The organism is Pseudomonas sp. ATCC 13867 (assembly GCF_000349845.1).
Classification (GTDB): domain Bacteria; phylum Pseudomonadota; class Gammaproteobacteria; order Pseudomonadales; family Pseudomonadaceae; genus Pseudomonas.
The window spans coordinates 953,229-975,952 of record NC_020829.1; the positions used below are offsets into that span (position 1 = coordinate 953,229).

At 61.3% G+C, this 22,724-nt stretch carries 13 protein-coding genes and 1 pseudogene; 6 read left to right on the forward strand and 8 right to left on the reverse strand.

Annotated features, from left to right (window positions below):
- Positions 1–55 precede the first annotated feature (55 nt).
- From H681_RS04425 to H681_RS04440, 4 genes are all read left to right on the forward strand, one after another.
- Complete coding sequence (locus H681_RS04425; protein ID WP_269078308.1) at positions 56–4,108, forward strand: helix-turn-helix domain-containing protein; 4,053 nt, start codon at positions 56–58, stop codon at positions 4,106–4,108.
- A 341-nt stretch (positions 4,109–4,449) separates the two neighbouring features.
- Positions 4,450–6,108, forward strand: coding sequence for an ATP-dependent nuclease (locus tag H681_RS04430; protein ID WP_015475636.1), 1,659 nt, complete (start codon positions 4,450–4,452; stop codon positions 6,106–6,108).
- Complete coding sequence (locus H681_RS04435) at positions 6,101–7,279, forward strand: UvrD-helicase domain-containing protein (protein WP_015475637.1); 1,179 nt, start codon at positions 6,101–6,103, stop codon at positions 7,277–7,279. Before H681_RS04430 ends, H681_RS04435 begins: the two co-directional genes overlap by 8 nt.
- Before the next feature lie 209 nt (positions 7,280–7,488).
- Positions 7,489–8,925, forward strand: a complete 1,437-nt coding sequence (locus H681_RS04440; RefSeq protein ID WP_015475638.1) for an IS1182 family transposase — start codon at positions 7,489–7,491, stop codon at positions 8,923–8,925.
- Between the two features lie 909 nt (positions 8,926–9,834).
- Here the strand turns inward: H681_RS04440 and H681_RS04445 are convergent.
- On the reverse strand, positions 9,835–11,568 hold the full coding sequence (locus H681_RS04445; protein WP_015475639.1) for a peptidoglycan D,D-transpeptidase FtsI family protein: 1,734 nt from the start codon (positions 11,566–11,568) through the stop codon (positions 9,835–9,837).
- 307 nt (positions 11,569–11,875) lie between these two features.
- Between H681_RS04445 and H681_RS26830 the strand changes: the two genes are divergently transcribed.
- Positions 11,876–12,205 (forward strand): four-helix bundle copper-binding protein, encoded by a 330-nt coding sequence (locus H681_RS26830; protein WP_015475640.1) that lies wholly within the window; start codon positions 11,876–11,878, stop codon positions 12,203–12,205.
- Positions 12,206–12,248: 43 nt separating this feature from the next.
- On the opposite strand, the gene H681_RS04450 is transcribed toward H681_RS26830, so the two are convergent.
- Entirely contained in the window at positions 12,249–12,659 is a 411-nt protein-coding gene (locus H681_RS04450) for a DUF1330 domain-containing protein (protein WP_015475641.1), read from the reverse strand.
- 117 nt (positions 12,660–12,776) lie between these two features.
- Positions 12,777–14,135 (reverse strand): Na+/H+ antiporter NhaA, encoded by a 1,359-nt coding sequence (gene nhaA, locus H681_RS04455; protein WP_015475642.1) that lies wholly within the window; start codon positions 14,133–14,135, stop codon positions 12,777–12,779.
- 291 nt (positions 14,136–14,426) lie between these two features.
- Here nhaA and H681_RS04460 point away from each other — a divergent pair, with 291 nt between their 5' ends.
- The gene (locus H681_RS04460) at positions 14,427–16,400 is read left to right on the forward strand and encodes a BCCT family transporter (protein WP_015475643.1); all 1,974 of its coding nucleotides are present in this window, start codon (positions 14,427–14,429) and stop codon (positions 16,398–16,400) included.
- A 19-nt stretch (positions 16,401–16,419) separates the two neighbouring features.
- On the opposite strand, the gene H681_RS04465 is transcribed toward H681_RS04460, so the two are convergent.
- From H681_RS04465 to H681_RS27205, 5 genes and pseudogenes are all read right to left on the reverse strand, one after another.
- Positions 16,420–16,827 carry a DUF1850 domain-containing protein gene (locus tag H681_RS04465; protein WP_015475644.1) on the reverse strand — a complete coding sequence of 136 codons (408 nt, stop codon included), beginning with the start codon at positions 16,825–16,827 and terminating at the stop codon, positions 16,420–16,422.
- Positions 16,824–18,851, reverse strand: coding sequence for a TRAP transporter permease (locus H681_RS04470; RefSeq protein ID WP_015475645.1), 2,028 nt, complete (start codon positions 18,849–18,851; stop codon positions 16,824–16,826). The genes H681_RS04465 and H681_RS04470 overlap by 4 nt, the downstream gene beginning before the upstream one ends.
- Positions 18,852–18,899: 48 nt before the next feature.
- Positions 18,900–19,853, reverse strand: a complete 954-nt coding sequence (locus H681_RS04475; protein WP_015475646.1) for a TAXI family TRAP transporter solute-binding subunit — start codon at positions 19,851–19,853, stop codon at positions 18,900–18,902.
- Positions 19,854–19,966: 113 nt separating this feature from the next.
- Positions 19,967–21,322, reverse strand: coding sequence for a chloride channel protein (locus tag H681_RS04480; RefSeq protein ID WP_015475647.1), 1,356 nt, complete (start codon positions 21,320–21,322; stop codon positions 19,967–19,969).
- Positions 21,323–21,434: 112 nt separating this feature from the next.
- Positions 21,435–22,590: pseudogene (locus H681_RS27205) on the reverse strand (IS3 family transposase).
- Positions 22,591–22,724: the final 134 nt, after the last annotated feature.

Consider the following 22,724-nt stretch of genomic DNA (forward strand, 5'->3'; position numbering starts at 1 on the left):
CACCAAAAGATAACGCTTGAGAGTAAATCCACGACGTCATATATTTCATATGACTATGAATCAGTCTAGCCCCCCCGATGAACTGACACCCAGGCACGTACGGGCAGCACGAGCCCTTCTGGCTTGGTCTCAGCAGGAGCTCGCCAAGAGTGCTGGCGTAGCGACTTCCACCGTGGCCGACTTCGAGCGAGGCCACCGGACACCTATGGCCAACAATGCTCTGGCCATCCGCAATGCCTTGGAAGCCGCAGGCATCAGCTTCCTGCCCCAAGGTGCTGTGATCGGCCCGGCGTTGCCGCCCATTGCGCCAGCCGAGCGTCCAGGTATTCCCATCCGGTGGGTCACTTCGGAAGATCTAGCGGACTGGGCGAACCGCAACGATGCTGTAGAGAGCATGCCGACGCTGCTTTCTCACTTGGTCTATGCGACCGAGGGTGCCGGTGTTTGGCGAAGATTTCCCGCAGACGAAAGCGTGAGGTTTTCTGGGTGGGATGGTTTGACCTCAGGCCAGACCAGCAGCCTTTACGTGCCCAAGGGGGAGGCCGGCTGGGAAATTACAACCCAGCGGAAGGACATCGCGGGGAAGGCCACAAACGATTACAGAAAGCGAACAGAAAACCCTGCGCCACTCGATCCGCACGACGCCACCTATGTGTTTGTCTCCACGCGTCCCTGGCCTTCTAAGCATGAGTGGGTCAGCGAGCGGAAGAAAGAGGGTGTTTGGAAGGACGTCCGTGCTTACGACGCGGACGACTTGGTGCATTGGATCGAGCAAACGCCATCCGTTGGGCTCTGGCTCGCCTCACGTCTGAGCAAACGACCTGTGGGTGTGCGAGAGCTGAATGACGTTTGGGAGGAGTGGTCTCTTGCAACGGTCCAACCGTTGTCCGAAGAGTTGGTTCTGAGTGATAGAGACCAAGACGCCGCCGAGACTCTTCTCTGGCTGAGGCGCAGCCCTTCAATGCTGTCCCTCCAAGCGAACACAGCCGAAGAGGTTGTGGCCTTCTTCCATGCCACTCTGAGGATGCTTCCTGAGGAAGCCTCGATCGCTTACCGAGTCCGCTGCCTGGTCGCCACTACTGCTGACGCAGCGCGAGCTCTTTCAGAGGCACCAGCACCGTTAATTCTGTTGATGATGGAGCCTGACCCGGGCCTGGCAAAGGTTCTCGTGGCACGTGGGCATTACGTGCTCCAGTGCTACGACGAACGGCAGGTGTCCCGCGGCGATCTGCGCACGCTTGAAAGGCCATCGCGTGAAGGGATCGTATTCGCTCTTTCCCAGGCCGGAGTTCCGGAAGCGCGGGCTGATAAGCTCGCCCGTGATTGCGCGCGCAATCTAACCGTGCTCAGGCGTCTCATGCTCGGTGCGCCAGGCCGCCTCCCGCGATGGGCAGATGACGCTCCGTCCCCGGCACTACGAGCTGCGCTTCTCGTGGGCGGTTGGGACGATAGCTTTGAAGCTGACTGCAAGCAAATCTCTGAGCTAGCTGACCTGCCCTATGAAAGGGTCGCTGCAGATTTGGCTCCGCTTGTAGGAAACTTTGACAGCCCGCTCCAGAAGTTGGGATCAACCTGGCGGGTCAAGTCTCCAATGGATGCGTGGATGCTCCTTGCCTCCCATTTCACCGGTTCAGATGTGGCCAGGTTCGAAAGTGTGGCTCTTGCTGTATTGGGAGCCGAGGATCCCCGGTTCGGGCTGACTCCCGAAGAACGTTGGCTGGCTCCCCTGCGAGAAGTTAGGCCGCGCTATTCCGAAATGCTCAGGCAAGGTGTCGGGCAAACGCTCATTCTGCTCGCATTGTGGGGAGACAAGGCGGCTACTGCTCAAGGCGCCAAAGATAGTGCTGATCGTATCGTCCGTACCTTGTTGGAGAATGCTGACCAGGCACGTTGGTGGTCGCTTTCCGGGGATTTCAGACTGCTCGCCGAAGCATCGCCAAGCGAGTTTCTTGATGCGCTTGAAGACAGTCTTAATCGTGATGATCCTCCGCTCGGCGCTCTGTTTGTCATCGAAGATGGGATTGGGGTGGGGACATCGCATTTATGCGACCTCCTCTGGGCCCTTGAATCGCTAGCGTGGTCTCCTGCGCTGCTCACGCGCGTATCTCGCGTCCTTGCAAAGCTCGACGATATCGACAGAACACCTGATCGATACATGAACCGGCCGCGAAACAGTCTGCGAAATATATTCCTGCTTTGGGGGCCGCAGACCTTTGCCCCGCTGGCAAGCAGACTCAAAACTCTCGACGTCCTTAGGGCGCGCGAAAGTGATGCCGCGTGGCGGTTGATGCTGGGGATTCTTCCAAGGGGGAACGACACGTCTATTCCCTCGCCAACTCCGCGCTGGCGGGATTTCACGCCTGATAAAGTCGAGGCTGTGACCTGGAATCTCATAAGCCGCGGCGTTCTGGAGATCACCAAGCGGCTGATATCTGATGCCGGCAGCAGTGCACCGCGTTGGGCTGATCTGATCGAACGCCTGCCCGACCTGGTATCGGGACCAGTCGATGTGATTGCGGAACTCGATGAAGCCGAGAAGTCGATACCGGATGAGGAGGGACGCTCAGTCCTCTGGGCGGCAATTCGCCGTATTCTGCATCATCATCGACAGTTTCCCGAGGCTGAGTGGGCAATGGCGGAAGAATTCCTCAGTCCGCTTGAGGAGATCTACGAGCGCCTCACCCCATCTGACAAGTTCCAAAGGGTTAGTTGGCTCTTTGCGGGCGGCGTTGTAGTCCCCAGGCCGTCGTCTGGCTGGGAGTCTGAGCAGCGCGATATAGATGAGCTCAGGAAGCAAGCAGCGGATAGCCTATTTCGTGATGGTGGGGTGAGCGCAGTCCTGGAGCTCGCTCGGCAGATCGAACTCCCGACCATTCTTGGCAAGGCTTTATATGAGAGTGGGCTGTCTGAGCCTGATCTCCAGTCATTGCTGGAGGCTGCTCTGCTGAGCGGCAGCACTCAAGAGCGGGAACTTGCCCGCGGCCTCATTGCGCCGAGTTTCTATTTCAAAGGGAAGGAATGGGGAGACCTGCTGGTAACCAAGGCTCTCACCGCTGGATGGGACAGTTCGGCAGTCCTCGCAATTTTGCTAGCCCTTCCGACTCAAGCTTGGACGTGGGAGCAGGCGCGACGGGCTGGAACCAAGCTAGAAGAGCGCTACTGGAAGGCCGTTCCGGTGTTCTGGTCGAAGGAACAGAAGCAGGATGTCTGCTATGCCATCGACAAGCTCATTTCAGTAGGCAGAGCCAGGGCCGCAGTAGCGTTTGCGGGTCGCGACACCACGCTCCACCTGCCAACGGCAATGCTTGTTGAGCTGCTGAACCAAGCAGTCATGCAACCTGAGGAAGCTACAGCTGACGCGAATGAAGGGACGATGTTCCAGTACTACGTCGGCGAGATATTCAAGAGTCTCGATGAACGTGATGACCTTGAAGAGAGTGTGCTGGCCCTCCTCGAGTGGAAGTACCTGCAGGTTCTAGAGCATTCGCGGCGGCCTCCTAAGGTGATCTTGGAGTCTCTTTCGACACAACCTCGGATGTTCGTTCACATGCTGACAGCCGCCTTCTCGCCTAGTGAGGAATCACAAGAGGCCGAGGAGCATCAGGATCAGCGATCAACCAGTGTTGCGCGTCAAGCCTATCGGCTGCTCCAGGTTTGGAATCGAGTTCCTGGCACACAGAGCGATGGAACCATTGATAAGAAAGCGCTGAGCGCGTGGATTGATGAAGTGCTTCGCTTGGCCAAAGAAAAACACCGTAAGGACGTCGCGCTGGATCAGATAGGGACAATTCTGTCTGCCTCTCCCGTTGGTGCGGATGGCGTTTGGCCGGCAGAAGCGGTGCGGGATGTCATTGATGATCTCGAGAGTAAGACGCTTCTGAACGGCTTCTATATCGGCAAGCTCAATCGGCGCGGCGCAACGACCAGGCTACTTCGCGATGGTGGTGCACTCGAGCGGACCGAAGTAGAAAAATATCGGAAGTGGGCAAAAGCGCTTGAGTCGGCGAATCCTTACACGGCTAAAGTGCTTGAAATGCTCGCCAGACGTTACGAAGCCGAAGCAAGTCATCATGACGATAGTTCAGAGCGCCAAGACTGGCGGTTCTAGCCTTGAGAAGGCTTGCTCGATTTCAATACCCGTCTGGGTACTACCTTTATCTGGGTGCTAAATGGCTCGTAGCGGCGATTCTCGAAGGCACGCTACCAACCGACGGCGTTGAAAAATAATCTGCAAGATACCGCGAGCCGATGGGCTAGCGTGAAGCGTCCGGTTATCCATAAAAGAATCGGATGTGGTCGCCGATGGCGCTGCGAACTCCCAAGCGCTGTCCCATTGAGTACTTTTTAGCTCTGCGTCGGAAATATAGATAGACAACTCCCGAGGCCCGAGATATGGTCCATTCCGGGTGGCTATAGGCCATTATTTGGCAGTTTCTAGAGGGATTTAGAGTGCACGTTAAATCAATTAGGCTGATCAATTTCAAAAAATTCAAAGATGATCATCTTGAGTTTAACGATGATGTGAATATATTTGTGGGTGATAATAACGCGGGCAAGAGTACGATACTGGAAGCGCTGGAGATCGCACTCAATTATAACTACCGTGGTCGCCCCTTTAACACCGAATTCACGCCTGATCTGTTCAACAAGAGTGCAGTGCAGCAATTCCTGGATTCCGATCGATCATCGGCGCATCTGCCTCGCCTTGTTATAGAGGCATTCATTGATGGCGTTCCAGACTACCGAGGTGCGAACAATAGCCTGCAGATTGATGCTCAAGGCGTAATTGTGCAAGCGTGTTTCGATACCTCACTTCAGGACGTCTATGCCGATTATCTGAAGACAAACCCAAGCATCACCAGCATTCCGATCGAGTTCTATAAATTGGAGTGGCTTGATTTCGGCTGGAATCAGATCAAGGCGGTGGCCAAGAAATTCAGGGCGTTGTACATCGACCCGACACGCATCCACCCAACCATGGGTAAGAACCAGTACATTTCGACCATCCTGAACACTGCGTTGGAAAAGGAAGAGTTGGTCAAGCTGACGCTCAACTACCGCGAGAACCAGCAGGTATTCAATCAATCTGGTGAGGTCAAGGCGGTTAACGACGGACTTGATGCTGAGCACCTCATCACCGACAAGAAGCTCTCCATCGCCGCAAGCACCTTGCCTGCCGGATCAATTCAGACCGGGCTGCAACTTGAGGTGGATGACGTACCGTTTCAGTTCATCGGTAAGGGCGAGCAGAGCAATGTGCAGATCAAGCTCGCGATTCAGAACAAGTCCAAGGACATTGACTTGGTGATGATGGAGGAGCCTGAAAATCACCTCTCTTACAGCAACCTGAACAAACTGGTGCACTACATCGAGAACCAGCGTGGAACCAAACAGCTCTTCCTGACCACCCACAGTTCGTATGTCCTCAACAAGCTAAGCATCAACAAGATCTGTCTCGTTCAGTCGGCGTACCAGCGGCTTCACAAGCTGGATCCCAAGGTCGTCAAGACCCTTAAGCGGTTGCCAGGCTATGACACCTTACGTGTGGCGCTCTCAGGCAAGGTGATCTTGGTGGAGGGACCGTCTGACGAGTTGGTGCTCAAGAAGATTTACTACCGTAAGCATGACCGTCTTCCTGAACAGGACGGCATAGATATCATCGTGGTGCGAGGGGTAGGGTTCGATACTTTTATCGCCGTTGGCAAAGAGATTGGCACCCGGATCAACGTGCTCAGGGATAACGATGGCGCTTACCAGGATAACGTTGTGAAGGCTCGTCAGGAGTACGCAGCATTCCCGAATATCAAGCTTATCTCCTCAGACAACGATCTGGCGTTTTCGCTTGAGCCCGCGATGATTTACGCCAACGCCGCCGATCTGAAGACGCTGGATGCCTTTGCGGAGGAGGTTCTATCCACGCAGACGTACAACCTCTACAAAGTGGTCGGCACTTTGGAGGAGCGACGCGAATTTCTAATCGATTGGTTCCGAAGCGTCAGGGGTAATGGCAAGGGAGCGCGAAAAGTCGATTCGGCGATCAGGCTGTTCGATGGGACATTGGATTTCAAGTATCCGGCCTTTCTAGATGAGGTGTTCGATTTTGGCTAACGAACTCTGGATCGCAGGCGCAGGATCGGGCAAAACGCACAAAATCATCCAGGACGCCATCGAGGTCATCGATGCTGGTGGCCGAGTCTTGGTTGTTACCTACACCACGAGCAATCAGGCTGAGCTGCGCTCTCGTTTCGTCAAGGTGTACGGCAGGAGCAGTGATAATTTTGTCGTAAAGGGCCTGTTTTCTTTCTACCTCGAAGACTTGGTAAGGCCCTACCAAAACGTAGTGTTTCCCGATCGGATCACGACTACAGCATTCACTGAGCACAATCCCCACTTGAGACCTGGTACGACCAAGTGGCTACCCAACCGAGGAGAGAAAATAAAAGGAGTGCTGAACCCTCTGCATTATCTCACCTCTTGCAAGACCAAGGCCTATACAGGTTTCTTGGCAAAGCTGGCGACATTGATCGCGAAACAGACGAAAAACGCTCCTGCCAAGCGGCTGAAAGACATCTATCAGCGAGTGTTCTTCGATGAAGTCCAGGATCTAGTCGGTTGGGATTACGATGTTATTAAGGCATTGAGCAAGGTGATGCCTGACTCAATTTGCTGCGTTGGCGATTTTCGTCAGACCATCTACACCACCACTTTCGGGCACAAGGCACCTCAGACTCCGGTAGAAAAAATCGAATATTTCCAAGGCTTAAAATTCCACCAGCATTCGCTACCGAGGAATCGTAGATGCATTCAGGAGATCTGCGATCTATCCGACACGATACACCCTGGTCTCTATGATAAGACTGTGTCAGAGATGAAGCAGATTCCTGACGAGGTGGTACATCACTACGGCGCATTTGTTGTCAAGCATTCCCAGGTGGGCGAGTACATTGCCGCATTCAAGCCCCAGGTCTTGCGCTGGTCATCGTCGATGGGTAACAACTACTTGCCACCGAACTTGTCCTGTCACACTTTTGGTTCTAGCAAGGGGCTAGGTTTTGATCGGGTTTTGATCTTTTCCCCGGAGAAGCATCTCAAGTATCTGTCTGGCGACGGCAAGGCGTTTGATAAGGATAAAACGGAAGAGTCTCGGAACAAGCTCTATGTGGCCATCACCCGGGCCCGCTATAGCTTGGCTTTCGTGGTCGAGGATGAACTTGTAGTCAAGATGCCTTTGCCGTTATGGGGTGGGGCTGTTCAGGCCGCTGTTGCACCTGTGGCTTAGAGCGCGGCGGCGTGCTTGGCTGCGTAATCGCACTGACTTGACCACCCGATTGCATTCCTCCTGACCAAGCATGTGCATTCGTGCTGACCTCCGCTTGCATGCGGCTTAACCAGTCACATCGTAGTCACGACCGGCTGCAATCGACCCAGGCTGTGTGAAAACGTCGTCCTCGCCTAGAGTTGCTGGAGCAACCTCAGCGGGGGCGGCGTATGAAGCGATTCATCGAAGAGGTGAGCCGGGCACAAGTCAGCTTGCTTCCCGAATGCCTGGATGACTTCGTCGCCGAAGACAACCCGATCCGCGTGGTCGAAGCCTTCGTCGAGCAACTGGATTTGGTGGCCCTGGAGTTCGATGGGGTCACTCCTGCCGTAACTGGGCGACCGTCCTATCACCCCGCCGTGATGTTGAAGGTCTACATCTACGGCTACCTCAACCGCATTCAATCCAGCCGTCGCCTGGAGCGCGAATGCCAGCGCAACCTCGAGCTGATGTGGCTGACTGGGCGACTGGCTCCGGACTTCAAAACCATTGCCGACTTCCGGCGCGACAACGGCAAAGCTATTCGCAATGTCTGCCGGCAGTTCGTCGTGCTGTGTCGCCAACTCGATTTGTTCTCCCAGTCGCTCGTGGCCATCGACGGCAGCAAGTTCAAAGCGGTCAACAACCGTGATCGCAACTTCACCCACGGCAAGCTGCGCGCCCGGATGGAGCAGATTGAAAAAAGCATCGACCGTTATCTGGCAGCGCTGGACACTGCCGACCGAACTCAATCCGATGTCGCCGAAGCCAAAACCAGCCGCCTCCAGGAAAAAATCGAGAAACTCCGCCAGCAGATGCAGGCGCTCAAGGAGATGGAGCAGCAGCTACGTGAAGCACCGGATGGGCAAGTCTCGCTCACCGATCCGGATGCACGCTCCATGGCCACCAGTGGCAAAGGTACTGGCGTAGTCGGCTACAACGTGCAGACGGCGGTCGACACCCGGAACCACCTGATCGTTGCGCACGAAGTCACCAACGTCGGCCATGACCGTGCAGCGCTCGCCACGATGGCCAAGCAGGCTCGCGAAGCCACCGGGTCTGAACGCCTTAGCGTCGTTGCCGATCGAGGCTACTTCAGCGGGGTGGAAATCCTCGCGTGCGAGCAGGCGGGCATTACTCCCTTCGTGCCCAAGCCGATGACCTCCAGCAGCAAGGCTGAAGGGCGTTTTGGTAAACAGGACTTCGTCTACATAGCCGCTGATGATGAGTACCAATGCCCTGCTGGGCAGCGTGCAATCAAGCGCTTCTCGACGGTGGAAGATGGCCTCGAGCTGGATGCTTACTGGAGTTCTGCCTGCCCGAGCTGCCCGATACGCAGCAGCTGCACCACGAGCAGTTATCGCCGACTCAAACGCTGGCGGCACGAGGCGGTACTGGAGGCCATGCAGCAGCGGCTGGATCGCGAACCAGAGATGATGAGCGTGCGCCGCCAGACCGTGGAGCACCCGTTTGGCACGCTCAAATATTGGATGGGCGCGACGCACTTCCTGACCCGAACACTGCCCCGAGTCAGCACGGAAATGAGCCTGCATGTGCTGGCCTACAACTTCAAGCGGCTGATGAGCATCTTTGGCGTTACCGGTGCGATGGAGGCACTGCGGGCCTGAGACCGGCCATTTTCCTACGCCTCTCCACCACAAACTGCCGTAGACCGCCTCAGAAGGCACTGGCAGCGGTTAACAGCCTGTGGTCGATCCTGTCGCACGCTCCTTCGTGGCCCAATCCCGTATGCGGCTCTGGTGTACGCACTTCGCAGTTTTCACACAGCCTGGACCCAAAGCGGACATCATGGCAAGGAAAGGCAGGAAGCCATTCTCTCCATCACCCCCTTCGCTGCGCGGCTGCTTCTGCCGGGAACTGCTTACCGCGATAGCGTATGCTCGCAGGAGGGGTAACGATCATGGAGTGAATTATGAGTAGACGCTACCCGTCGCTCAGAGTCCCGTTAGGTGCAGTGTTTCCCTTCATGCTGATGTCAGTCGATCGCATCTACGCCGTAAGCGTGCTGATCATCTATGGCGTATGCGGGACTGTTCTACCCGATACTGACCAATTCAATTGCGCCTCCAAGGCATCATTTGGCTGTCACGGCCGTTGTCTCGATTGGACTAAGGGCAATTGTCCATGCGAATGGTGATACTGAATTGTTCGGGCCGTGAAAATCTGGGATTATCGGGATGTCACCATTGTGGCTGCTCTGCCTGAACCCCATCTCCTGCTGAGCATCCGAATGATGAATGTTTCCTTTAACTACCCGGCTTCGGCCGGGTTTCTTTTTTTGTTGGCCAGTTTCAGTTGGGACCTGCCAAACTCCGCGGTTATGGTCTTGGCCACGCTTGAGCGCTGCTATCATCTTCGCGGGTAAAGCAGAAGCTATCCCCTAGCAAATGGCTGAGGATGCCAGAGCGGCAGTAGCTCTTAACCTTTCATTGAATGCTTCCGATCCGATGAGGGAGCGAGCAGATGTGCTCGAACCAGATCGGAAGAGGTTCAGTGAAATGCTTTCGGCCCTCATTTCAACCGGACGCCAGTGCTCGAGAATCCTCTGTCGCCTCGTGCAACGGCGGCTGCGGAAGGTTATCGGGCGCAACCTCGAGAATGCGCAGGGCCCCACTCATCACACGACTGAAAACCGGCGCGGCAACCTTGCCGCCGAAGTAGCCGTCGCGGCTGGGCTCGTCGATCATCACTGAGATGGCGATGCGCGGAGCGCTGACCGGGCCGAAGCCGACGAACATCGAGCGGTAGGCGTTTTCCCGGTAGCCGCGCGCACCGGTGGCGGCCTTGCGCGCTGTGCCGCTCTTGCCGGCCACGTGATAGCCGGGCACCCGGGCGCGATGGATGCCGCGGGGCGATTCGACCACCTGTTCGAGCATGGCCGTCACGGTGTGCGCGACCTTTTCCGGAATGACCTGCTCGGGGCGCGGCGCGCGCTCGCGGCGCACCAGCGACAGGGGCATCATGCTCCCGCCATTGGCCAGGGTGGCATAGGCGTGGGCCAGCTGCACGGCGGTTATCGACAGGCCGTAACCGTACGAAAGCGTGGCCGTCTCCGCTGGCCGCCAGCGCGGATAGGCTGGCAGGTTGCCGACGCGCTCGCCGGGGAAGCCCAGACCAGTGTACTGGCCCAGGCCCATCCGTTGCATCACGTCGTGGATGGCTTGGCCGCCGATGTCGAACGCCACCTTGCTCATGCCGACGTTGCTGGAGTTGATGAGGATGCCGGTGAGGTCGAGTATGCGGCCCTCGCTGCGGGTCACGTCGCGAATGGTGTAGTGGCCGATGCGTAGGCTGCCGGGCCACACTTCGACCTGGTCAGACGGCCGCCAGCGGCCGCTTTCTAGGGCGGCGCACATGGAAATGGGCTTGACGGTGGAGCCTGGCTCGAACACGTCGGTCAGCGCGCGGTTGCGGATGGCCGCGGGATCCAGGCCCTGGCGGTTGTTCGGGTTGAAGCTGGGCTGGTTGGCCATCGCCAGCAACTCACCGGTACGCACGTCGATCATCACCAGGCTGCCGGCCTTGGCGCCGAACTGGTCCAGCGCCCGCCTCAGTTCGCGGTTGGCGAGGTATTGCAGGCGCAGGTCCAGCGACAACGCCAGGTCCTTGCCGGGCTTGGCGTTGCGCACGACCTGCAGGTTCTTCACCACGCGCCCGTACAGGTCCTTGAGCACCAGGCGTCGGCCGGGCACCCCGGACAGCCAACTGTCGAAGGCATATTCCACGCCCTCCTGGCCGTGGCCGTCGATATCGGTGAAGCCGACCACCTGGGACGTCGTATCGCTGGCCGGGTAGAAGCGCCGATACTCTTCCCGCGCATAGACGCCCGGCACCTTGCGCGCCAGGATGGCCTGCCCGACCACCGGCGGCAGGCCCCGCTCCAGGTAGAAGAACTCGCGTTCGCGGTTGGCCTGCAGGCGCGCCGCGAAGGCCGCAGGCGTTTGGCCCAGGGCATTGGCGAGTTCCGCCCAGCGCTCGGGGGCCGCGGCCAGTTCCCTGCCGTTGGCCCAGAGGGTGAGCATCGGCGTGCTCACCGCCAGGGGCTCTCCCCGGCGGTCGGTGATCTCGCCGCGATGGGCGGGAATCTTCAGATAACGCAGGCTACGCGCATCGCCATGGGCCTGCAGGAACTCGCGCTGATGCAATTGCAGTTCGAGCAGGCGCCAGCAGAGCACGGCCGAAAGAAGGCCGAAGAGCAGGATGACCAGGCGCAGGCGCCAGGGGTGGCTGAGGCTGGGTGGAATGTTCATTGGGCGACGCTGTCCGGGCGTTTCACTGGGCTATCTGTCGACCTGGGGCGCTGAAAGGGGGGCAATGTACCACGTCATCCGGACTGGCCTGCTTCGGGCGTTCGGCCCGCGAGGCTGACGGTCGTTGTGCGTTGGGCCGAGCGCCGGCTGGCAGGCCCTGTCGTTACGCATGGTCACTCGGGCGGTCGACCGAAATCCTGAACCCCACTGTCAGCAGTCGGTCGACCGGATTGTCGCCGTATCCAGCACGATTAAACGGGCGGTTCAGCGATTACTTCAAACACGACAACGAAGCGAGGATCAACCCATGCAGACTCAAGACTACGAGGCCTGTTTGCAGGCGTGCACAGACTGCGCCGTCGCTTGTGAGCGATGTGCCAGTGCATGCCTGGGCGAAGAAAATGTGCGGTCGATGGCTCGATGCATCGAGCTGGATCGCGATTGTGCCGATACTTGCCGTCTCGCCGCATTGCTCATGGCCAGAAACAGCTCGTTGGCCAAAGACGCCTGCCGGCTCTGTGCATGGATTTGCAGGGCATGTGGCGAGGAGTGCGGCAAGCACGAGCATGAGCATTGCCACCAGTGCGCGGCGGCTTGCCGACTCTGCGCCGAGGCTTGCGAGCGGATGGCAGCCTGAAGTCTCGGGCACCGGTAGCGGATGCAATCGGTGCCTTGGGGGCTCAGGCCTCGCGTTCGGTGCTGGCGATGAGTCGCGAGTCGGCCAGGGCGGCTGTGCGATGCACCGTTGCCGCACGATATTCGCTATCGGCCAGCATGCTCAGGAACGCTTCCCTCGAGGGGTAGCGCACCAGCAGAATTTCGTCCCATCGCTCGTCATCCGGAGCGATGAGCGCCACATGGGCGTCTGCCAGCAGCCGAACCGATCCGCCGACTGCGGCGACTTTCGCCCCGGCGACGCGGGCATAGCGGGCATAGGCCTCGCGGCCGGTGCAGGGGGACGCTCCCTCATCTGGCGGATAGTCGGCTTCGGTCCGGTAACGCAGCAGATTGAGCATCAGTATCGGCTTGCCGGCCGGCATTTCCTCGGTGAACCGGGCAAGTTGTTCGCGGCTTGGATTCAGGCTGGGCATGGCGTCGCTCCGGAAGGGGTGGGGATGACGTTGCTGCCGAGCGAGTTGGGTGGTCAAGGCCTATGCATGTGCTGAATGGCGCCGGATGACCCTGAGGCGGATCCTGGATCGGATCGTTCACTTCGCGCGCGCAGGCTCCCTTCCCTTGTCCTGACGCATGACGAAAGCCCCCCAGGCCAGCCCCAGCGCCGCGGCGAAGGTGGAGCCGATCAGTACGCCGAGCTTCGCGGGGCCGAGCAGACTGGGCTCGGAGAAGCCGAGCATGGCGATGAAGATCGACATGGTGAAGCCGATACCCGCGAGCAGCCCGATCAGGATGACGCCTCGCCAGGTGACCCCGCTCGGCAACGCACACCAGCCCAGGCGCACCATCAACCAGGTGATGCTGATGATGCCGAGTGGTTTCCCGACGATGAGCGCGGTGGCCACGCCCAGCAGGACCCAATGCGGCGCCTCGGCAGCCAGGTCGATGCCCTGGAGGCTGACCCCGGCGTTGGCAAGGGCGAACAGGGGCATGATGCCGTAGGCGACCCAGGGATGCAGGGCCTGCTGAACGCGTACCACGGGCGGGACCAGTTCGCGTTGTGCATGGCGCAGGCTCTTCAGGGGTGGCATCAGGTCGCTTGCGTCCTGTTCCGGCGATTGAGCCCGGCCGATCAGTTCGCCGGTAATGCGCGAAACACGCTCCAGGGGGCGCTCCCGCATCGGCATGCTGTACACCGGTGTCATCAGGCCGAGCACCACGCCAGCCAGGCTGGGATGCGCCCCGGTCATGAGCAGGCCGGCCCAGGTCACCGCACCCGGAAGCACATAGGCGTAGGCGGTTCCGACGCCGATCTTCTGCAGGCCGAGCACGAGCAGGATGCCCACTGCCGCGATGGCGAAGCCACTGTAGTCGAGGCCTCCAGAGTAGAAGACGGCGATGATCAGGACCGCGATGATGTCGTCGATGACGGCCAGCGCCAGCAGGAACACCCTGACGTTGGCGGGGATGGATTTGCCCAGCAACGCCAGCACGCCCACCGCGAAGGCGATGTCGGTGGCCGTCGGTATGGCCCAGCCCGAGTGCGCGGCGGGGGTGTGGTTTATCGCCAGGTAGATCGCTGCCGGCGCCAGGACACCACCAACAGCCGCTATCATGGGTAATGCCGCCTGGCGCAGGTTGGCCAGGGCACCCTCATGGATTTCCCGGCGGATTTCCATGCCGACGACCAGGAAGAACACGGTCATCAACCCATCGTTTATCCAGAAGTGGAGCGAACGCGAGAACGTGAAGGAGCCGATTCCGATGGACAGCGGAGCGTGCCATAGGGCGTCGTAGCTATGAGCGGCCGGGGAGTTCGCCCACAGCAGGGCGATGACGGCTGCGACCAGCAGGACGGCGCCACTGACGGCTTCGATATGCAGGAAACGTTCAAGGTTGGCGAAGGCGCGTTCGGCCATTCGCTGGGCACGGGGCAGGGGATTCTGTTGCATGCGCACAAGCTCTCCGCGCGGCGGCCCGACCTGCGCATTGACCTGTCTCGCCACCCTTGCAGCAGACACCCGGAGCGCAAGTCTACAGGACCCTTTCGCGGTCAGTGAAGTTCCAGCGCTTCACGTTCGCACCGTTGCGTAAGCGTCATCACGCTGGCTGGAGTGTCAGGATTCGCTCGGCGAAAAAAGCGCCCATTTCCCATTTGCGGTAGGGATAGCAGGCCATGCTTGTTACCCTTGATAGGTTTTCCGCTGTGCTTCGGCACACAGATTCAAAGGAGAAAACCCGCAATGAATGCCCCATCCAAGCCAAGGAGTACCCTGAATCCACCGGTGTTCTACAGCAGTGCAGTGCTTATCCTGGTACTGGTGCTCTATGCCTCCGTTTTCCAGGAGCAGGCACAAGCGTTGTTCAACGACGTGCAGCAATGGATCATCACCAATGCCAGTTGGTTCTACATCCTCGCGGTGGCGCTGATCCTGATCAGCGTCGTGTTCCTGGCGGTCAGTCGCTATGGCGATATCAAGCTCGGCCCCGACCACAGCGAGCCGGAGTACCGAAGCAGCAGTTGGTTCGCCATGCTGTTTTCCGCCGGCATGGGCATCGGCCTGATGTTCTTCGGCGTCGCCGAGCCGGTCATGCATTTCACCACGCCGCCGGTGGGTGAACCGGGCACGGTAGCCGCCGCGCGCGAAGCGATGAAGATCACCTTCTTCCACTGGGGCCTGCATGCCTGGGCGATCTATGCGATGGTCGGGCTGATCCTGGCTTACTTCAGCTTCCGCAAGGGCTTGCCGCTCACGCTGCGCTCGGCGCTCTATCCGCTGATCGGCGAGCGCATCCATGGGCCCATCGGCCATGCCGTGGACATTTTCGCCATCCTCGGCACCGTGTTCGGCGTCGCCACTTCGCTGGGCTATGGCGTGTTGCAGATCAACAGTGGTTTCCACCATCTGTTCGGTTTGCCGGTGAACCCCTCCGTGCAGATCGTCCTGATCGCCATTACCTGCGGCCTGGCCACGCTTTCGGTGGCCAGCGGCCTGGATAAGGGAATCCGCATTCTTTCGGAGCTCAACCTGGGATTGGCGGCGGTGCTGCTGCTCTTCGTGCTGTTGCTGGGCCCCACGGTCTTCCTGCTGCAGACCTACGTACAGAATACCGGCGCCTACCTGTCCGATATCGTCTACAAGACGTTCAATCTCTACGCCTACCAGCCCACGGACTGGATCGGTGGTTGGACTCTGCTGTACTGGGGCTGGTGGTTGTCCTGGTCGCCTTTCGTGGGTCTGTTCATCGCGCGCATCTCGCGTGGCCGGACGATTCGCGAGTTCGTCTGCGGCGTGCTGTTCGTGCCGGCCGGTTTCACCCTGTTGTGGATGACGGTGTTCGGTGACTCGGCGATCCACATGATCCTCACCGATGGCGTGCAGGACCTGGCGGCGATAGTCGACCAGGACAGCTCACTGGCGCTGTTCGCCTTCCTCGAGCATTTCCCGCTGTCGAGCGTGGTGTCCATGGTCGCGGTACTGATGGTGGTGGTGTTCTTCGTCACTTCCGCCGATTCCGGTGCCCTGGTGGTGGACATGCTGGCCTCGTCCGGGCATGACCACTCGCCGCTGTGGCAGCGCATCTTCTGGTCGGTGAGCATCGGCGTGGTGGCGATTGCGCTGCTGCTGGCCAACGGACTGAAGGCACTGCAGACCGCGACCATCGCCAGTGCGTTGCCGTTCTCCATCATCCTCCTGGCGTCGATCTGGGGATTGTTCCGTGCGTTGCACCTGGACGCAACCCGCCGGGGCCTGCGCAACCAGGCACTGCCGTCGCCGCGCCAGGCGCCCCATGCCCATGGCGGCTGGCAGCGGCGTCTGCGCAACATCGCCATGTTGCCGCGGCGTGCCCACGTGACGCGCTTCATCGCCGAGGTGGCGAGGCCGGCGTGCGAGGAGGTCGCCGTCGAATTGCGCAAGCAGGGCTACGAGGTAACGGTGAGCGAACGCGAAGACGGCCGTGTGAGCCTGGAGCTGGACCACGCCGGCGAAGGCCGCTTCCTCTACGAAGTGCGACCGCGCGCGTTCACCACACCCAGTTTCGTCATGCGTGACACCGAGGAGAGCAGCGATGCGCGCAAATACTTCCGTGCCGAGGTGCATCTGCGCGAGGGTGGCCAGGACTACGACATCATGGGCTGGAGCCGCGATGACGTGATCAGCGACATTCTCGATCAGTACGAAAGGCACCTGCACTACCTGCACGTCGTCGGCTGAATGAGCGCGATTCGCTGCGCTAGAGGGGCCGGGACGTTTCGGTGGTCGTCTCGCAGGCCCAGAAATCCATGGCCGGGGTCTTCGTCGTCGGTGGCCCCAGCCAGTGCGCCAGCGCCTGGCATCCGTGTTCGGTGCACAGTTGGTAGTCGCCGGCCTCGGGCGTGCGCCCGGCGTGCAGCGGTTGCAACGGTGGAAGGTGGCGCCGGTAGTGCCAGGCGCCGTCGCGCAGGACCGCACCGTCCGGAATTTCCATGCCGGCGCCGTTGCCGCGCACTCTCGCCTCGCCCAGCAGCAGGCCGGCAGAGGTTACCTGGTAGTCCTCCTCCCAGCGGATCTTCTCGATGCTGTGCTGCCAGGCCAGGGTAAAGTGCTGCAGCGGCAGGCTGGCCCAGACCACCCCGGCCAGCCCCAGGCACAGGCCGGTCATGCCGGCTGCCCGGCCGCGCCGCGATGGCGCCACAGGTGCCAGCCGAGCACCGCCGCGCCCAGGGCGAAGCCGGCTTCGTCGCTGATCGGCAGGGCGAGGATCAGCAACAGGCCGGCGGCGAACGCCAGGCCGCGCTCCCACCATGGCATGGGTGCACTGAGGTGGCCGATGGAGGCCATGCCCCAGAGCACCACCGCGAAGATCGCCTTGACCAGCATGTAGAGCGTGGCCGCCCAACTGTCGCCCTGCATCATCAGCGCCGGGTCGTAGACCGCCATGAAGGGCACGACGAAGCCGGCCAGGGCGATGCGCACCGCCCAGAAGCTGATCTTCAGCCCCTTCTCCTGGGCGATGGGGGCGGCGGCGAAGCAGGCCAGGGCCACCGGCGGGGTGAGGTCGGCGAGGATGCCGAAATAGAACACGAACATGTGCGAGACGATCAGCGGCACGCCCAGCTCCAGCAGGGCCGGGGCCGCGATGGAACTGGTGATGATGTAGTTGGGGATGGTCGGGATGCCCATGCCCAGCACCAGGCAGGTGAGCATGGTCAGCACCAGTGAGAGAAACAGGTTGTCGCGACCCAGGTCGAGGATGTAGCCGGCGAAGGTGGTGGCTACCCCGGTCAGCGAGATGACGCCGATGATCACCCCGACCAGGGTGCAGGCGATGCCCACCGGCACAGCATGGCGGGCGCCTTCGGCCAGGGCCATGACGCAGGCCCGCAGGGTGGCGTGGCCGCCGCGGATGAAGAAGCAGGCCAGTGCCAGGGCGGCGATGACCAGGAAGACGATGCCGATACCCAGGCGGAAGAACCCCGAGCAGAGCACCCCTAGCGCCACCCAGAAGGCGATGCGCAGCCAGGTGTTGCCGGCGCGCAGGATGATCGCCGAGCCGAGGATGACAATGGCAGTCAGCGCTAGGCCGACCATGCCCGAGTACAGCGGGGTACGCCCGGAAAACAGCAGGGCGATCAGCACCAGCAGCGGGATCAGCAGGAACCAGCGCTGGCGCAGCGCGCCCCAGGCGCTTGGGCATTGCTCCGGCGGCAGGCCGTGCAAATGGCTGCGCCGGGCCTCCAGGTGGACCATCCAGTACACCGAGCCGAAATACAGCAGGGCCGGGATCAGCGCCGCCTTGGCCACCTCTGCGTAGGGCACGTTGATGGTCTCGGCCATGATGAAGGCCACCGCCCCCATCACCGGGGGCATGATCTGGCTGCCCATGCTGGAGGTGGCTTCGACGCCGCCAGCGAAGGCCGGCGAGTAACCGAAGCGTTTCATCAGCGGAATGGTGAACTGCCCGGTGGTGACCACATTAGCCACCCCGGAGCCGGTGATGGTACCCATCAGCGCCGAGGAGAACACCGAGACCTTGGCCGGTCCGCCGCTGCGGTGGCCGAACAGGCCCATGGCGAAGTCGGTGAACAGGCGGATCATCCCGGCCTGTTCGAGGAAGGCGCCGAATAGGATGAACAGATAGATGTAGGTGGCCGACACATAGGTGGGCGTGCCGTACAGGCCCTCCGTGCCGAAGGATAGCTGGTTGACGATTTGGTCGAAGCCATAGCCGCGGTGCGCCAGGTCGCCCGGCAGGTACTGGCCGAGCAGACCGTAGACGAGGAACAGGGCGCAGATGATCGGCAGGGCGATGCCCATGACGCGCCGGGCGGCCTCGAACACCAGCACGATCAGTACCAGGCCGATGAGCATGTCGCCGTGGGTCAGTTCGCCGGAGCGCTGGATCAGGTCGGCCTCGAAGAACCACTGGTAGGCCGCCGTGGCCATGCCCCCCAGGCCCAGCAGCCAGGCTAGCGGCTGCCAGGGACGGCCATGGCCGCGCGCCGGGTAGCACAGGTAGACCACCAGCAGCAGGAAGCCCACGTGCACCGCGCGCAGGACCTGGGTGGAGATCAGCGGAAAGGCCGCGGTGGCGACCTGGAAGATCGAAAAGGCCAGGGCGACGGCGAACAGGCTGGTGGGCCAGCGCTCGGTGTCGGCATGCAGGCCGTGGGCGGTATCGCTCATTCGGGGTCTCCTGCGGTGGCCGGCCCCGGCGTGGGGCCGGCCCATGGCTCAGGGAAGCAGACCTTTTTCCTTGTAGAAGCGCTCGGCGCCGGGGTGCAGCGGAATCGGCAGGTTCTTCGCCGCCTTGTCCAGGCTGATGTCCTTGGCCGCCGCATGGGCGGTGACCAGGCGCGGCAGGTTATCGAACAACTGCTTGGTCATCTGGTAGGCCAACTCGTCACTCACCCCTTCATGGGTTACCAGGATATTGACGATGGCGGCGGTGGGCACGTCGGCGTCCTGGCCGTCGTAGGTCTTGGCCGGGATGGTCGCCGGCAGGTAGGCGTTGTTGCCGATCTTCGCCACCACCTCGGCGGGGATCGCCACGAAGCTCACCGGCATGGTCGAGGCCAGGTCGCGGATCGATGCCTGGCCCAGGCCCGAGGACTGCAGGGTGGCGTCGAGCTGGCGGTTCTTGATCAGCTCCACCGACTCGGCGAAGGGCAGGTACTCGACCTTGCCCATGTCCTCGTAGCTCAGCCCGGCGGCCTTGAAGATCGCACGGGCGTTCAGCTCGGTGCCGGACTTGGGCGCGCCGACGGAGATACGCTTGCCCTTGAGGTCGGCCAGGGAGGTGATCCCCGACTCCTTGCTGGCGACGATTTGGATGTAGTTGGGGTAGGTGCCGGCGATGGCCCGCAGCTTCTTCAGCGGCGTCTTGAAGCCGGCGTCGGCCTCGCCCTTCCAGGCGTCGGCCACCGAGTCGCCAAGGGCGAAGGCCAGTTCGCCGCGGCCGGCCTGCAGCAGGTTGAGGTTCTCCACCGAGGCCTTGGTGGCCTGCACCGAGGTCTTGCTGCCCTCGATGCCGTGGCTGTAGATCTGCGACAGGCCGACGCCCACGGGGTAGTACACACCGCTGGTGCCGCCGGTGAGGATGTTGATGAAGACAGGGGCGGCCTGGGCGGTGGCGCAGACGGCGAGGAAGGCGGCGCCGGCCAGCGCCAGGCGGGTGCGTCGGATCATGGCTGGGTCTCCAGGTTCTTGTTCTTGTGCCTGAATGACTAACCGTAGAACGCTTGCGCCCGGCTTGCCCAGGTTTTTAGCCGAAAGTCTAAGAGCGCGCGACTGCTTTTAGCTCAGGGTTTATTTGGTGCCAGCTTGTCGAGGATCTGCCGCGCCAGGGCGTGGTACAGCGAGACCGGTGCGATCCAGCCGGAGACGGTGGCGGCCATGACCGTGGCCGCCAGCATGGGGATGAGCAGGTCGGGGCTGTGGGAGAGTTCCAGGACGATCACCGAGGCGGTCAGCGGCGAGCGCGTCACCCCGGCGAGGTAGGCGCCCATGCCCAGCAGCGCGCAGGTCTGCGGGTTGACGTCGGGCAACTGGGCCAGCAGCGGGGCGAAGGCCGCGCCTATGCTCAGCGAGGGCGAGAACAGGCCGCCGGGGATGCCGGCGAGGTAGGACACCACGTTGGCCAGGAACTTCCACAGCAGGAAGCTCTGCTCGGTCATCGGCTGGCCCTCCAGCAGGGCGCGGGTCTCCTCGTAGCCGGTGCCGAACACGTGGTTGCCCGAGGCCAGCCCCAGCAGCGCCAGCAGCAGCCCGCAGGCACCGGCGAAGCGCACCGGGAAGCGCTCGCGCAGGCGGCACATGCGGCCCAGCCAGCCGACCCGGGTGGGCAGCACCAGCTTGACGTAGAGCCCGCCCAGCAGGCCGCCGAGCAGCGCGCAGGCCGGCACCTCGCTCCAGCCCCAGCCCGCCGGCAGGCTGCCGCCGATCTCGCCGAAGTAGGAGTAGTGGCCCATCAGCCCGAGGGTGACGGCGCCGCCGATCAGCACCGCGGTCAGCACCAGGCCGCTGAAGCGCTGTTCGAAGGTGCGGCTGAGCTCCTCGATGGCGAACACGATGCCGGCCAGCGGCGTGTTGAAGGCCGCGGCGATGCCGGCCGCGCCGCCGGCGAGGATCAGCCCGGCGATGGTGCGCCGGCCGTGCAGCCCCAGGCGCCGGCCGAAGGCGTAGATGACCGCGGCGCCGACGTGCACCGTGGGCCCTTCGCGGCCCACCGAGCCGCCCACCAGCAGCGCGCCCAGGGTGAAGACCATGCGCACGGCGGCCACCGGCAGCGCCAGCACCTGGGCGCGGAAGCGCCGCGAAGGCGACTCCAGCGCGGCGATCACCTGGGGAATGCCGCTGCCCTTGGCCTCGACGAACCAGCGCTGGGTGACCCAGGCCAGCAGGGCGAAACCCGCGGGGGTGACCAGCAGCGGCAGCCAGGGGGCGACGCCGAGCGTGCGCTTGAACAGGGCGAAGGACTGGTCCGCCAGCCAGGCGAAGGCCAGCGCCAACAGGCCTACCAGCAGAGCCCCGACCCAGAACGCCAGATGTTGTCGCCAGAGCCGCCAGCGAGAATGGTAGAAGCGCCGTGCACGGCTGACGTTTGGCTCGCTGTCGGCAAGGTTGCGGGAGGGCAGATTTGCTGACTGGTCGGACATGATTGATTTCTGGTTGCGGAAGGGAGGATGAATCTTTGTCTTCGCCAGATTTGGGCGTCGGTGGCCAGTGGAATAGTACCAGTGGTCTGTCCCGGAACTGGTGGACAAGTAGTTAAGAGCTACTGCTCGCATTTCGCCGCTCAAACTCCATCGGACTGAGATAACCCAACGTCGAGTGGCGACGGCGGTGATTGTAAAAGCGGATGTAGTCGAACAGGTCGGTTTTCGCCTCCTGGTAGCTGGCGTAGCGAGTCAGGTACACCCGCTCGGCCTTCAGCGAACGGAAGAAGCTCTCCATCGCGGCGTTGTCCCAGCAGTCCCCGGACGTGAATGGCTGGGCACGATTCGATGTCGCCGAAGCAAGGCCTGGTAGTCGTACGCGCAGTATTGGCTGCCACGATCCGAGTGCAGCAGCACTTCTTCTTTCGGCTGTCGGCGTGCAACGGCCATCTCCAGAGCAGCATGCACCAGGGCCTGCTGCATGCGGTGGTGCATCGCCCAACCGACGACAGCGCGTGAATAGAGATCGAGCACGACGGCCAGATACAGCCAGCCTTGGGCCGTCCGCACGTAGGTCATGTCCGAGACCCAGTGCCGATTGGCGCGATCCGAGGCGAACTGGCGATCCAGGTGGTTCGGGGCAATCGGCAGAGCATGACGACTGCTGGAAACCAGCCGCCAACGCTTGCGCGAACGAACACGCAGGCCGGCTTCGCGCATCAGTCGAGCGACTCGGTGTCGACCACACGCATGCCCCATGGCCGCCAACTCGGCCTTGATTCGGCGATGGCCATAGATCCCATTCACCTCGTGGTGGATGGTGCGGATCTCCTGGCTCAGACGCCGATTCGCCATCTCTCTCGCCGAGGGAGGCCGCTGCTGCCAGGCATAGAAACCGCTGCGGGATACCTGCAGCAGCCGGCACATCGGCGCTACGGGATAGCGACCGGCCAACGCCTCGATGGCGCGGAACTTCACTTCGTGGGCTGCGAGAAGATGGCGAGCGCCTTTTTTAAAACATCGCGCTCCATGGTGACTTGAGCCAGTTGCTGGCGTAGGCGACGCAGCTCCGCGCTCTCGCCCCGCTGCTTGCCATTGCCCGGAAAGGCATCCTCACCTTGCTGCTCGTACTGGCGCTTCCAATTGCCCAGCAGGCTTTCAGCGATGCCGAGCGTCTCGGCTACATGACGAAGCGGCGTACCGGCAAGCACCTGGTCTACCGCCTCGCGTTTGAAAGATTCGGGAAAACGTCGTCTGGTCTGGGTCATGAACACTCCTTGCGGTGGACATTATCCACCTTAAGTCAGTGTCCACTCAGCCCGGGACAGACCAGAGTGAGGCTTTGACTAGCTAATGAATGCTGAAAGCCGCTATAACCTCTGCTACTGAATAAGAGGATGGA